Annotated in this window: 13 protein-coding genes; 11 read left to right on the top strand and 2 right to left on the bottom strand. The window is 65.1% G+C overall.

The annotated features are described in order from the left end of the window. Nucleotides 1-35: 35 nt before the first annotated feature. The 7 genes from V5734_RS11150 to V5734_RS11120 all read left to right on the top strand — a co-directional run bounded on the left by V5734_RS11150 (nucleotide 36) and on the right by V5734_RS11120 (nucleotide 6,755). Nucleotides 36-1,178, top strand: coding sequence for an extracellular solute-binding protein (locus tag V5734_RS11150; protein ID WP_347309739.1), 1,143 nt, complete (start codon nucleotides 36-38; stop codon nucleotides 1,176-1,178). Nucleotides 1,179-1,239: 61 nt separating this feature from the next. Next, on the top strand, nucleotides 1,240-2,328 hold the full coding sequence (locus V5734_RS11145) for an ABC transporter ATP-binding protein (protein ID WP_347309738.1): 1,089 nt from the start codon (nucleotides 1,240-1,242) through the stop codon (nucleotides 2,326-2,328). Then, the gene (locus V5734_RS11140) at nucleotides 2,325-3,671 is read left to right on the top strand and encodes an aspartate aminotransferase family protein (RefSeq protein WP_347309737.1); all 1,347 of its coding nucleotides are present in this window, start codon (nucleotides 2,325-2,327) and stop codon (nucleotides 3,669-3,671) included. Before V5734_RS11145 ends, V5734_RS11140 begins: the two co-directional genes overlap by 4 nt. Before the next feature lie 4 nt (nucleotides 3,672-3,675). Continuing rightward, entirely contained in the window at nucleotides 3,676-4,602 is a 927-nt protein-coding gene (locus V5734_RS11135; RefSeq protein ID WP_347309736.1) for a 3-keto-5-aminohexanoate cleavage protein, read from the top strand. Continuing rightward, the gene (locus tag V5734_RS11130; protein ID WP_347309735.1) at nucleotides 4,603-5,088 is read left to right on the top strand and encodes a GNAT family N-acetyltransferase; all 486 of its coding nucleotides are present in this window, start codon (nucleotides 4,603-4,605) and stop codon (nucleotides 5,086-5,088) included. Further along, a complete protein-coding gene (locus tag V5734_RS11125; RefSeq protein WP_347309734.1) occupies nucleotides 5,085-6,104 on the top strand; it encodes a histone deacetylase family protein in 1,020 nt (339 codons plus the stop codon). The genes V5734_RS11130 and V5734_RS11125 overlap by 4 nt, the downstream gene beginning before the upstream one ends. 168 nt (nucleotides 6,105-6,272) lie before the next feature. After that, entirely contained in the window at nucleotides 6,273-6,755 is a 483-nt protein-coding gene (locus V5734_RS11120) for a GFA family protein (RefSeq protein ID WP_347309733.1), read from the top strand. Between the two features lie 104 nt (nucleotides 6,756-6,859). On the opposite strand, the gene guaB is transcribed toward V5734_RS11120, so the two are convergent. After that, nucleotides 6,860-8,308, bottom strand: a complete 1,449-nt coding sequence (gene guaB, locus V5734_RS11115; RefSeq protein WP_347309732.1) for an IMP dehydrogenase — start codon at nucleotides 8,306-8,308, stop codon at nucleotides 6,860-6,862. Between the two features lie 145 nt (nucleotides 8,309-8,453). Here guaB and V5734_RS11110 point away from each other — a divergent pair, with 145 nt between their 5' ends. Continuing rightward, entirely contained in the window at nucleotides 8,454-9,152 is a 699-nt protein-coding gene (locus tag V5734_RS11110) for a type 1 glutamine amidotransferase (protein WP_347309731.1), read from the top strand. Between the two features lie 87 nt (nucleotides 9,153-9,239). On the opposite strand, the gene V5734_RS11105 is transcribed toward V5734_RS11110, so the two are convergent. Next, nucleotides 9,240-10,205 (bottom strand): tellurium resistance protein, encoded by a 966-nt coding sequence (locus tag V5734_RS11105; RefSeq protein WP_347313557.1) that lies wholly within the window; start codon nucleotides 10,203-10,205, stop codon nucleotides 9,240-9,242. Between the two features lie 416 nt (nucleotides 10,206-10,621). On the opposite strand from V5734_RS11105, the gene V5734_RS11100 reads away from it, so the two are divergent. From V5734_RS11100 to V5734_RS11090, 3 genes are all read left to right on the top strand, one after another. After that, nucleotides 10,622-11,506, top strand: a complete 885-nt coding sequence (locus V5734_RS11100) for a DMT family transporter (RefSeq protein ID WP_347313556.1) — start codon at nucleotides 10,622-10,624, stop codon at nucleotides 11,504-11,506. Between the two features lie 97 nt (nucleotides 11,507-11,603). Then, nucleotides 11,604-12,701, top strand: a complete 1,098-nt coding sequence (locus V5734_RS11095; protein ID WP_347313555.1) for an outer membrane protein transport protein — start codon at nucleotides 11,604-11,606, stop codon at nucleotides 12,699-12,701. A 144-nt stretch (nucleotides 12,702-12,845) separates the two neighbouring features. Beyond that, entirely contained in the window at nucleotides 12,846-13,709 is an 864-nt protein-coding gene (locus V5734_RS11090; protein WP_347313554.1) for an ATPase, read from the top strand. Nucleotides 13,710-13,720: the final 11 nt, after the last annotated feature.

Genomic DNA, 13,720 nt, shown 5'->3' with positions numbered 1-13,720 from the left:
CCATGACCGACCCATATCCAGCAAGGAGGCTGACCATGGACAACACGACACGTTACGAACGGCTGCGCGAGCGGTTTCAGAATGGCGATCTCGACCGGCGAAAGTTTCTTGGCCTGATCGGCGCGGCCGGGGCCGCCTACGGGCTTCAGACGCCCTTCGCGAAATACGCGAACGCGCAGACCGTGAGCCAGGTGCGGTTCGACGGCTGGGGCGGCATCGTCTCCGAGGCGTTCCGGAAATACGCCTTCGATCCCTATACCGCCAAGACCGGCGTGACTGTGGTCGACGGAACCTTCCCCGGCGGCGACGAATACCTCGCGCAGGTCCGCGCCTCGCAGCCCGGCGAATACAACATCGCCCACCTTTCGGGCGTCTTCGACTATGCGCGCTATCACTCCTTCGACCTGACGAGCGCGCTCAACCTCGACAATATCCCGAACATGGCGCTGGTGATGCCGGCGCTGACCAATGCCTTCGCCGCCGTGACGCCCGACAGCCTCAGCGCCGTGCCCTACGATTACGGCTCCACCGGGATCGCCTATAACCGCAAGTACATCGCGGACGACGAAATGAAGGAAAAGGGTGCCAAGATCCTGATCGACGAGGCCCACAAGGGCAAGATCGGCGGCTGGAGCGACTGGCGCACCCGCGTCTGGTACGGCGCCCTTCAGACCGACCAGGACCCGAACGCCATCACCGATATGGAAGCGGTCTGGGACGCCGTGCGCAAGCACCGCGACCTCGCGCTGAAATACTGGGCTTCGGGCGCCGAACTGATGAGCCTTCTCGCCGAGGAGGAGATCCACGTCACCGAAGCCTGGTCGGGCCGCGTCTTCGCGCTTCAGGAACAGGGCCACGACATCGGCTATTTCGACCCGCCGCAGGGCTTCGGCTGGCAGGAATGCCTCTTCGTGATCAAGGGCAGCCCGATGGAGGCTTGTGAGGAGCTTCTGAACTTCATGCTCGACAAGGACACCTCGATCGCGGTGGCCGAGGGGCAGAACTACCCGCCGGCGCTCGACCCGACGAAGGTCGATCTCGGCGCGAAGATCCCGACGCTGCCGGCCTTCGACCCGACCGGCACGCTGTCGGGCCTGACCTTCGCCGACCCGGGCTACTGGAACGGCAACGAGGCCGAGTGGTCCGAGACCTTCTCCCGCGTCCAGCGCGGTTACTGAGCCCGATGAGCCCGGCCCCCGACCCGGGGGGCCGGGCACCCCAGCCCCGAGGAGAGGCCCGTTGAGCGCCGTCACCCTGACCGACATCGTCAAACGCTTCGGCGACTACACCGCCGTCCACAGGATGTCGCTGGAGATTCCGCAAGGCAGTTTCGTCACCCTCCTCGGCCCCTCGGGCTGCGGCAAGACAACCACGCTGAGGATGATCGCGGGGCTTCTCGACCCGAGCGAGGGCGACATCGCCATCAACGGCAAGCGCGTGAACGACGTGCCGATCCACCGGCGCAACCTCGGGCTCGTCTTCCAGAACTACGCGCTCTTTCCGCACCGGACGGTGGCCGACAACGTCGCCTTCGGCCTGCGCTATCGCAATGTCGGCAAGGACGAGATCCGCCGCCGCGTGGCCGAGGCGCTGGACCTTGTGCAACTTCCCGATCTCGGCTTGCGCTATCCAAAGGAACTGTCCGGCGGCCAGCAGCAGCGCGTGGCGCTCGCCCGCGCCATCGTGATCGAGCCGGACGTGCTTTTGCTCGACGAACCGCTCTCCGCGCTGGACGCGAACCTGCGCGAGGATATGCGGGTCGAGTTAAAGAAGATCCAGCAACGCATTGGCGTGACAACAATTTTCGTCACCCATGACCAGACGGAGGCCTTGGCGATGTCGGACAAGATCATCGTCATGTCGAAAGGCCGGGTGGAGCAGATGGGCGCGCCGGAAGAGGTCTACAACACGCCGGCGAGCGAGTTCGTAGCGACCTTCCTTGGCGCGTCGAATATTCTTTCGGCGACCTGCACCGGCGCCGACAGTGAACACGTCGCGCTCGACGTACCCGATCTGCCGCCCCTTTCCGTCCCGCGCAGCCGGGCGCCCGCCGTCACCGGTGCCGGTCCGGCGCGGCTGGTGATCCGGGCCGAAAAGCTCGACGTCCTGCCGGCCGACGCTGCGCCGGACGACCGCTATGCCGTTGCGGGCAGTGTCGAGACCGTGGATTATCAGGGCCAGTCGGCCCGCTATTTCCTGCGTGTCGGCCGCCACGCATTGCAGGCCATCAACATGATCGACACCCACCCCTTGCCCATCGGGGCCGCTGTCTCGGTGCGCTTTCGCGCGCGGGACTGCGCCGCCCTGCCCTCGGAGCCGCGCCCATGACTCAAAGCCATCTCTTCTACCAGACCGACAGCCGCCGCCCGGTCCTGGCCGAAGCCCGCGGGATCTACATGTGGGATGTCGACGGCAAGCGCTACATTGACGGCTCCTCGGGCGCGATGGTCTCGAATATCGGCCATTCCAATCCGCGCGTCCTCGATGCGATGCGGCGGCAGATGGAGAAGTCCACCTTCGGCTACCGTCTGCATTTCGAAACGGAACCGAGCGAGAAGCTGGCTGCGAAGGTGGCCGGGCTGACACCCGAGGGGATGGAGAAGGTTTTCTTCGTCTCCGGTGGCTCCGAAGCCGTCGAGAGCGCTATAAAGATCGCCCGGCAATATGCTGTCACAATTGGACAATCCTCGCGTTGGAAGGTGATCTCCCGCGCGCCGTCCTATCACGGCTCGACCCTCGGCGCGCTGGCGCTGACGAGCTACACGCCGCTCACCCGGCCGTTCGAACCGATGATGCAGGCGATGCCGAAGATCCCCGCGCCGCAGGCCTATCTCGACGGTCTCGACCCGGGCGATCCGGCCACCGGCGCCCATTACGCGGCCATGCTGGAGGCGAAGATCCTCGAAGAGAGGCCGGACACCGTTCTGGCATTCATCCACGAACCCGTGGGCGGGGCCTCCACGGGCGCCCTGGTGCCGCCGGCGGGCTACATGCAGGCGGTGCGCGACACCTGCGACCGCCACGGCGTGATTCTCATCCATGACGAGGTGATGTCGGGCGGCGGGCGCACGGGACGCTTTCTCGGTGCGGATCACTGGGGCGTGGCCCCCGACATCATCGCGATCTCGAAAGGCTTCGGTGCGGGCTACGCCCCCTTGGGTGCGATGATCGCCCACGACCGCATCGTCGATCCGGTCCTGAAGGCCGGCGGCTTCATGCACGGCCATACCTATGCCGGCAACCCGCTTGCCTGCGCCGCCGGTCTCGCGGTGCTGGAAGAGATCGAGGCGGGCGCGATGATGGAGAATGCCGCCGCGACCGGCGATCTTCTGAAATCGCGGCTCGGCGATCTCATGCAGCGCTATGCCTTCATCGGCGACGTGCGCGGCAAGGGTCTCCTTCTCGCGTTCGAACTGGTGGCCGACCGTCAGTCGATGCGCCCCTTGCCGAAGGCGCTCAACGCACATTCGGAGCTGGTGGAACTTGCCTATCAGGAGGGTCTCATCATCTATTCGCGCCGCACCCGCGACGGGACGGAAGGCGACCATTTCCTCGTCTGCCCGCCGATGATCACGTCAGCCGACCAAGTGGAGGAGATCATGACCATGCTGACCTCCGCCCTCGACCGCTTCGCCGAACGGGTTGAGCCGGCACTGAAGCAAAGCGCCTGACCGCATGTCGAAGATCGTCATCACCTGCGCCGTCACCGGCTCGATCCACACGCCGTCGATGTCGCCCTATCTGCCGGTGACGCCCGGCGACATCGCCTCTCAGGCGATCGGCGCGGCGAGGGCCGGTGCGGCGATCCTGCATCTCCATGCCCGCGCCCCCGAGACGGGACGTCCCTCCGCGGCCGTGGAGCATTACCGTGCCTTCCTGCCGGCGATCCGCAAGGGGTGTAACGCCATCGTCAACCTGACGACCGGCGGCAGCGCGATGATGACTCTCGACGAGCGTCTGGCCGCGCCCCTCGCGCTCAGGCCCGAGATGTGTTCGCTCAACATGGGCAGCATGAACTTCGCCCTTTACCCGATGCTGGGCAAGCGCACCGAATGGCTGCACGACTGGGAAGAACCTTTCCTGCGCAATTCCGACGACCTCGTCTTCAAGAACACGCCCCGCGATATCGAGGGGGTGCTGAGGCAGATGGGACAGGAACGCGGTGCAAGGTTCGAATTCGAGTGCTACGACGTGAGCCATCTCTACATGCTGAGGCATTTCGTTGACCGGGGGCTTGTGAACGGGCCAATCTTCATCCAGTTCGTGATGGGCGTCCTTGGCGGCATCGCGGCGGAACCCGAACATCTCGACCACCTCAAGGCCACGGCGGACCGGCTTTTCGGGGATGGCTTCATGTTCTCGGTCCTCGCGGCGGGGCGTCAACAGATGCCGATGGCCGAAAAGGCGGCGGCGATGGGCGGACATGTGCGGGTCGGGCTGGAGGACAACCTCTTCCTGTCCAAGGGCGTACTGGCGCGGTCGAATGCCGAACAGGTGGAACGGGTGCGGGAGATCGTCGAAGCGCTCGGCCGCACGGTCGCGACGCCGGAGGACGCGCGGGCAATGCTCGGCCTCAAGGGCGCGGAGGCGGTGGGGTTCTGAATGGCGGAGCGCATCATGATCCGGCTGGCCCTGCCCGGGGATGCCGCGCGGCTGAACGCCGCCCTTCGGGCGCTGTCCGACGATCTTGGCGATACCCACCGTGCGACCGAAGCGGATATCGCGGCGGCGGGCTTCGGGCCGGACCCGGCATTCCGGGCGGTCCTGGCGCTTCGGCGGGATGATGTTGTCGGGGTCGCGGTCTTTTCGCCGATCTATTCGACGACGCGGGCGCGTGCAGGCGCTTATGTGTCGGATCTGTGGGTCGCGGATTTGGCGCGGGGCGCGCGGCTCGGGCCGCGGCTTCTCGCGGCGGTTCGCGACGAGGCGGCAGTACGCTGGGCGGTGGAATTCATCCGGCTCGCCGTCTACACGGACAATCCGCGCGCGGTGGCTTTCTACGAACGGATGGGCTTTGCCGCCCGGACCGGCGAGGTGGGGATGATCCTCGAAGGCGCGGCGCTGGAAGCATTGGGAGGCGAGACATGAAGGCGGTCCTTGACGAACGGCAGCGGGTTCACGATCCAAAGATGTTCATGGCGAACGGCGTCCGCCTGCCCAATCCCGAGCAGCCCGCGCGGATCGACGTGTTGCGCGATGGTGCCAAGGAGGCCGGGTGCCGCTTCGTGTCGCCGACCGATCACGGGCTCGGCCCGATCGCGGCGCTGCATTCGCCGGAATACCTCGTCTTCCTCGAAACCATTCATACCCGTTGGAGCCGGATCGACGGCGCGTCCGACGAGGTGATCCCGAACATCCACCCCGACAGGCGCACCGCCTCCTACCCACGCTCGGCGACGGGACAGGCGGGGTTCCACCAGGCCGACACGTCCTGCCCGATCTCGGCCGGAACATGGGAGGCCGCGTACTGGTCGGCGCAGACCGCGCTGTCCGGTGCAGAAGCGGTGATCGCCGGAGAGCCTGCAGTCTATGCCCTCTCGCGCCCGCCGGGGCACCATGCCTTCGCCGACCTTGCCGGCGGCTTCTGTTTTCTCAACAATTCCGGCATCGCGGCCGAGGCGTTCCTTCGCGCCGGCCGCCGGCCCGCGATCCTCGATGTGGACGTGCACCACGGAAACGGTACGCAAGGCATCTTCTACCATCGTCGAGATGTGCTCACGGTCTCGATTCATGCCGATCCGGTCCGGTTCTACCCGTTCTTCTGGGGCCATGCCGAGGAGCGGGGCGCTGGCGAGGGGCTCGGTTACAACCTCAACCTTCCGCTTCCGCGTGGGACCGATGACACGGCGTATCTGGAGGCGCTCGATACCGCGCTCGCCCACATAAAGGTCTTCGGAGCCGACGTGATCGTCGTGGCACTCGGCCTCGACGCGCACGAGAACGATCCCTTCAAGGGCTTTCGCGTTACAACCGGCGGCTTCGCCCGCATCGCTGCGAAGATCGCGGGTCTTAGCGTGCCCATCCTGATCGTGCAGGAGGGCGGATACCTTCAGCCCGATCTTGGCGCGAACCTCACGAGTTTCCTGTCGGGAATGAGCGTGTGACAGCGATTGGAGAAATCCGGGAACAGACGTGCTATTCGTGAGCGATGCTCTGCATCGGGCAGGCAACAGGTATTGAGGGAGGCTGGTGATACTAGCCGGACCCCCGATGCGGTACGCTTGTTTCGGGCCAGCCGCCGAAGTCGGCCTTGAACGGAAGAGGAGACGGCAATGACGCGCCACGAGGGAGGGTGTCTGTGCGGGGCTGTCCGCTATGCAACCCTTTCAATGCCAAACCGGGTGACCGTTTGTCACTGCCGGTTCTGCCAGAAAGCGACGGGTTCCGCCTATATGGTCGAACCGATCTTTGGTGCCGAGAGTTTCGTCGTGTTCTCCGGCTCTCAAAAGACTTACGATCAGGTTTCAGCGGGTTCCGGGAAAGTGGTCCACGTCCATTTTTGCGGGGATTGCGGCACGAAACTCTGGCTCAGCTTCGAACGGTTCCCGGACGCAGTTGGCGTCTATGCCGGCACATTCGATGATCCGTGCTGGTTTCCAATTGAGCCTGCGACCTCAAAGCATATTTTCCTGGGAGTTGCGCGTTCGGACACTATCATTCCCGCCGGCCTGCCAACCTTCATTGAGCACGCCACGGCAAATGACGGCACTTTAAGGGAGGCGACCATTTTCGAAACCTGCCACCAGATCGGGTGACGGCGGGGTCCGATTGTTGCCATGTCCTCGCCGAGAACCGGTGCCTCGGAATTTCGCCATGCGGCGCGGTATGGAGGCCACTCCATACCGGCCGCAGAATCGGATCAAATCGCGCGGTAGTTCGGGCTTTCGCGCGTGATCTGCACGTCGTGGACATGGCTTTCCTTCAGCCCTGCCCCGGTGATGCGGACGAACTGGCAGTTCTGGCGCATCTCGGCGATCGTGGCGTTGCCGGTATAGCCCATCGCCGCCCGCAAGCCGCCGACGAGCTGGTGGACGACCGCCGAGGCGGAACCCTTGTAGGGCACCTGCCCCTCGATCCCCTCGGGAACGAGCTTGTCGGAGGCCGCGTCCTTCTGGAAATAGCGGTCGGCCGAGCCCCGCGCCATCGCGCCGAGCGATCCCATGCCCCGATAGCTCTTGAAGCTCCGGCCCTGGTAGAGGATGACCTCACCGGGGCTTTCGTCGGTTCCGGCGATGGCGGATCCGACCATCGCGCAGGAAGCGCCCGCCGCGATCGCCTTGGCGAAGTCGCCCGAATACTTGATGCCACCGTCGGCGATGACAGGAATGTCGCCCGCCGCCCCCGCCGCATCCATGATCGCGGTCAGCTGCGGTACGCCGACACCGGCGACGATCCGCGTCGTGCAGATCGAGCCGGGGCCGATCCCGACTTTGATCGCATCCGCCCCGGCGGCGATCAGCGCCCGCGTCGCCTCGGCCGTGGCGACGTTGCCCGCGATGACCTGTACGGCATTCGACAGCGCCTTCACCCGTTCGACGGCCTTCGCGACCCCCTCGGAATGGCCATGCGCGGTGTCGATCACCACCATGTCCACGCCCGCGTCGATCAGCGCGCGGCTCCGTTCGAAGCCCGCGTCGCCGACGGTCGAGGCCGCCGCCACGCGCAGACGGCCGAGTTCGTCCTTGCAGGCGTTCGGGTTCAGAACCGCCTTTTCGGTGTCCTTCAGAGTCAGAAGGCCGGTGAGCTTGCCCTGCCCGTCCGTCACCAGAAGCTTCTCGATCCGGCGCGCCTTCATCAGGCTTTTCGCCTCGTCAAGATCCGCCGGCTCGGTCAGGAGCGCCAGGTTGTCCGAAGTCATCATCACCTTGACCGGCGTTTTGTCGTCAGAGGCAAACCGCATGTCGCGGTTGGTGACAATTCCAACGACGCGGCCGCCATTGTCCACGACCGGGAAACCCGTGACGTTGTAGCGCTCCTGAAGCGCCTTGGCGTCGGCGAGGGTCTGGTCGGGCGTGAGGGTGATCGGGTTATAGACCACCCCGCTCTCGAAGCGTTTCACCCGGCTCACCTCGGCGGCCTGCGCCTCCAGGTCGAGATTGCGGTGGATGACGCCGATGCCGCCCGCCTGCGCCATCGCGATGGCCATCCGCGCCTCTGTCACCGTATCCATTGCCGAGGACAGGAGCGGGATGTTCATCCGGATCGACTTTGTCACGAATGTCGAGGTGTCGGCATCAGACGGCAGCACTTTTGATGCAGCCGGAACCAGAAGGACGTCATCGAAGGTGAGAGCCTCGCGAATCTCCATGGGACACCTCTCAAGGGAGCTTTCGTTTGGCGCTTCCCTGTTTCACGCGGGCGGCGGGAGTGCAAGCCCTAAATCCGCCCTCCGTGCCACGTCTTGCGTCGGCACCGGGGCCGTGTTCAATCAGGAGCGTAGACAGGAGGGGACCATGCGCGTCGCGGTCGTCGAGAATACTCGCGTGTCACAGCTCGGCCAGGTCGGCGCGGCCCTTGCCGAGGCCGGCGCCGAGATCGCGACCTATCGGCCCTTCCTCGACGGAACCCTGCCGGCGGACATGCAGGCCCATGACGCGCTCGTCGTCCTCGGCGGCGAGCAGAACGCGCTCGACGACACGCTCCACCCTTATCTCCCCGCCCTCGCCCGCCTGATGCGCGCCTACGGCGAGGCGGACAAGGCGGTGCTCGGAATCTGCCTCGGCGCGCAGATCCTCGCCCGCGGATATGGGGCGACGAACATCCTCGGCGCTGCGACGGAATTCGGCTGGCACCGCGTGCGCCGCACGGCCGCGGGGGCAAGCGATCCGGTCCTTTCCGCGGCCGGGCCGGTCTTCCCGATCTTCCAGTGGCACAGCGATACGTTCACGCTGCCGGAAGGCGCCGTGCATCTGGCCGAAAACAGCGCGGTCGCCAATCAGGCCTTCCGCCTCGGCCGCGCGGCCTATGGCACCCAGTTCCATTTCGAGGCGAACCGGAGCGTGGTCGCGGAATGGACGGAGGCTTTCCCGGAGGCGGCGGAGGCGATGCGGCCGGATTGGCGGCGCGATCATCCCGCCCATGCCGAGGCCCATGGCCCGGAGGCCGACGCCGCCGGCCTCGCCCTCGCCCGGGCCTGGGTCGCGTTGATCTAGAGCGCTTTGGGACTTCGTTGTCCGGGAACTGATCGGAATTTGAAGGGGAAAGGTTCGAATTCCGCCTCACCGCAAACGCGGCACACCTCAGGCGATCGCCGCGTTGGTCTTGACGGCGAGCTGCCCACCTGCCCAGAGCCGCACCACCTTGAAGGCGATCGCCGGCACGATGAGGGTCGCCGCGACCAGCATGACACCGCCGGGCCAGCGCCAGATCCCGCCGAGAGTCAGCCAGAGACTGGAGGTCGCGGCGAGCGGGAAGGTGAAGGCCCCCCAAAGCGCGCTGAACCCCGCTTCCGTCAGCCACAGCAATCGCGCCACGAATGCAACGACCATCAAGGCCGCGACCCCGGCGCAGCCCATCGCGACCGCGTCGAGCTCAAGGGCGGCGGCGACGAGACCGAGAAGCGCCACCGGCGACAGGTGGATGGCGAGAAGCGGACGGAGCGGCGCGGGCACGGTTTCCTTGATCACCTGCTCCAGGCTCACCGACCAGATCAGTGCGGCGATGAGCGCGGTGGCGATGAAAAGCACCAGCGACAGGATGTAGAACTCGAAGACCGTCGCAGCCAGCGCGCCGATGATGAAACCGACATAGCTCAGGTGCCAGACCGGCGTCACCCTCCGCTGTTCGGCCGGTCCGGTCACGAACTGGTGGACGAGAAGCACGACGAGCGCGGCATGGGTCGAAAAGCCCGCCACGAGGATCGCCTCGGCCAGCAACGTCGCATAGGGCGCAAGCGTCATCGACAAGAGATAGAGCGACAGGACCATAGTAACGACGCCGGACCGCCCGGGCAGGATCCGCAATTCCTCGACGATGACGGTCGGCCGGCGCAGGAGTTTCACCGAATAGGCGAGAAGCGCGAAGACGAAAAGAAGCGCCACGGCACCGAGGATCGTCTCGGCAATCCCGCGCGGCAGAACGAAGACCTCCGCCCCCCGCCGCCAGGCAAGGCCGAGCCCGAAGAGCCCCATGATCGACGGGAAGATCGCCGGAGGAACGCGCCGCCACAGGCCCGGGGGCGTCGGCGCCGGAGGTTTGAATGTCATTGCCTGCCTCATGAAGCTTTTTTTGGAAATCTGCCGCGTTCAATTCCGATTTGCGAGAGGAAAGAGCGGCTTACGAGAGCTTTTTCGGGCGAATGCGGCTTCGGTGCCGCGTTTCGACGTCTCGATCCGCCACCGGCGGCCCAGACCGCGCGCCGAACCGGAGGGCGCGCACGAGTGGGCATGGATATGTAACCGGGCGGCCAAACCTGCCCTTTGTCGGGATCAACCATGTCGAGGTCGGGCCCGCCGACGACTCGACCAACTCCACGGCGGCCCTCTTGGCGAAGGTTCGTTTGAATTTTCCCGGCGTCGTCTTTCACGCCCGTGCGTCCGGCCGAGACAATGCTCTGGACAAGCGGCCGCAGAGGGGCGATGACCGGCGCTGGCCGCACTGGCGGCCCCTCCCCGGAGCGCCGATGACCCAGATTCACCACCCGATTGCCGCCGCCTTCTGGATGCTCGGCTCGATCCTCGGCTTCTCGATGATCGCCGTGTCGGGGCGTGAGATCGGGGCGGATCTCGATACGTTCGAGATGATGTTTTACCGCTCGCTCATCGGGATCGTCGTGGTGGTGACCGTTGTCTTCGCCACTGGACGGCAAGGTGAAATCAAGGCCGATCATCTCGGCCTGCACGCGCTTCGCAACGCCGTCCATTTCGCCGGACAGGCCCTCTGGCTCTACGCGCTCGCGCTCATTCCGCTCGCGCAGCTCTTCGCGCTGGAATTTTCCTACCCGATCATCGTGGCACTGACCGCACCCATCTTCCTGGCCGAGCGGCTGACGCCGACGAAGCTCCTCGCAGCCGTCGTCGGGTTTGCCGGCATCCTGATCGTCGCGCGCCCCTTCGGCGCGGGCGGGCTGTCGGTCGGCCTCTTGTCCGCGCTCCTCTGCGCGCTGGGCTTTGCCGGATCGGCGATCGTCACGAAGCGGCTGACGCGGGTGGCGACGATCCTCTGCATCCTCTTCTGGCTTGCCGTGATGCAATCCGCCTTCGGGCTGATCCTCGCGGGATGGGACGGAAAGATCACCCTGCCGGGGTCGGCAACCCTGCCCTGGGTCATCGTCATGGGTCTCTCGGGCCTGCTCGCGCATTTCTGCCTGACCAAGGCGCTGTCCCTCGCCCCGGCGTCCGTCGTCACGCCGATGGACTTCCTCCGCCTGCCGCTCATCGGACTCGTCGGCATGACCCTTTATGCAGAGCCGCTCGACCTTTGGGTCTTCGTCGGCGGCGCGGTGATCTTCGCCGCAAACTGGATCAATGTGCGGTCGGAATCGCGATACTGCAACATCACAACCTGAACGAAAGCAGCCGGAACGCCACGTCATTTATTGACGCATGCGGCGGTGACCGCATACGCTCGACCCTGAAAAACACAACTCGTTAGGGATGAGGACTATGGGACGAGTTCTACTGGCGGCAGGTGCCCTGACCATGGGCGCGACGTCTTCATTTGCCGGCGGGCTCGAGCGATCGGCTCAGTCGGCGGCGATCTTGTTCGAGACCGGGAAATATGCCGAATTCAGCATCGGCAACGTCGCGCCGGACGTGACGGGCAATCTGGCCGGCGTGTTCAATTCGGGCAACATGCTGGGCAGCTACACCACCTTTTCACTCGGCTACAAGCAGCCGCTCGGCGACAATCTCGATCTGGCGGTCATCCTCGACCAACCGATCGGGGCCGATGTCGATTACCCCACCTCCGCCACCTATCCTCTGGCGGGGACCACCGCCCAGCTTGATTCGATGGCGGTGACGGGCCTGGTCCGCTACAAGATGCCGTCGAACGTCTCGGTCTTCGGTGGCGTCCGGCTCGAATACGTCGAGGGGACGGTCAATATCCGCACAGCCCCCCCAGTCGGGCCGATCCCGGTCAGCTACACGCTCCAGACCGACCGCGACTATCAGGCCGGCTATATCGTCGGCATTGCCTGGGAAAAGCCCGAGATCGCGGCACGGATCGCGCTGACCTACAATTCGGCGATCACCCATTCGCTCGAAATGCGGGAATCCAGCACCGTCACGCCGTCCTCGGTGATCCGGCAGGATGTCGAGATCCCGCAATCGGTCAATCTCGAATTCCAGACAGGGATCGCCGCTGACACGCTCCTGTTCGGGTCGGTCCGCTGGGTTGACTGGACCGCCTTCGTGATCGACCCGCCGATCTACAATGCGGTCTATCCTCCACGGCCCCTCGTCTCGTACAACTCGGATCGCGTGACATATAACCTCGGCATCGGCCGCAAGTTCAACGAATCGTGGTCGGGCGCGGTCCTCGTCAGCCACGAGCCGTCGAACGGGGATATCACCGGAAACCTCGGTCCGACGGACGGTTACACGAGCGTCGGGCTTGCCGCGACTTATACATACAACAACATGAAGATCACCGGCGGTGTGCGCTATATCGAGATCGGCGGCGCCACCACGACGCTCGGTGCGCAGTTCAAGGACAATTCCGGCATCGGCGCCGGCGTACGGATCGCCTACAGCTTCTGATTCGCGTTTCGAGGCACAGCACGGCCCCGCATCGCGGGGCCGTGCGCATTTCGCTAGACGGCTCATAGCAGAGGAACATCAAGAATTTGCGTGAAACTCCTGCCGCTTCCCGGTAATCAGCCGGAAACCGGACAGGAAGCCCCCATGATCTACCGAACCCCCGACGACTGGCGCGCGGCCCCGCGGAAGCGGGTTCTCCTTTTCGGAATGTCTGGCTTGGGCAAGACCCATGTCTCGAACCTCCTGCGCGCGAGCGGCAGCTGGTTCCACTACTCAATCGATTACCGCATCGGCACCCGCTACATGGGCGAACACATCGCCGACAACTTCAAGCGCGAGGCGATGAAGGTGCCGCTCCTGCGGGAACTGCTGATGACCGACTCGGTCCATATCACCTCCAACATAACCTTCAACAACCTCGCGCCGCTTTCGACCTATCTCGGCAAGCCGGGCGATCCTGCGAAAGGCGGCCTGCCCTTCGCCGAGTACATGAAGCGCCAGAAACAGCACCGCGAGGCCGAGATCGCGTCCCTCCTCGACACCGGCCGGTTCATCGAGCGTGCCCACGATCTGTACGGCTACGATAACTTCATCTGCGATTCCGGCGGCTCGATCTGCGAGGTTGTCGATCCCGAAGATCCGGCCGACCCGGTCCTGACGGCCTTGTCGCGGTCGGTGCTGATGATCTGGATCGAAGGCTCCGGGGCGCATACCGAGGAACTGATCCGCCGCTTCGACCGGGCGCCGAAACCGATGTACTACCAGCCGGAATTCCTGCATGCCGCCTGGGAAGAATATCTGAGCGATAACAAACTGAAGGAAGGCGATGTTGATCCGGATGCCTTCGTCCGCTGGACCTATGCCCGCGCCCTTGCCCACCGGCAGCCGCGCTACACCGCGATGGCGCGGAACTGGGGCGTGAGCGTCACCGCCGAAGCGGTCGCCAAGGTCGCCACCGCCGCGGAATTCATCGACCTGATCGCCCGTGCCCTTGAGGTGCAGGCCTAGCTTCCTTATCT

This window comes from Defluviimonas sp. SAOS-178_SWC (assembly GCF_039830135.1).
Lineage (GTDB): Bacteria > Pseudomonadota > Alphaproteobacteria > Rhodobacterales > Rhodobacteraceae > Albidovulum.
Note: the sequence above shows the minus strand (reverse complement) of the source record. Positions and strands in the feature narration are given on the sequence as shown.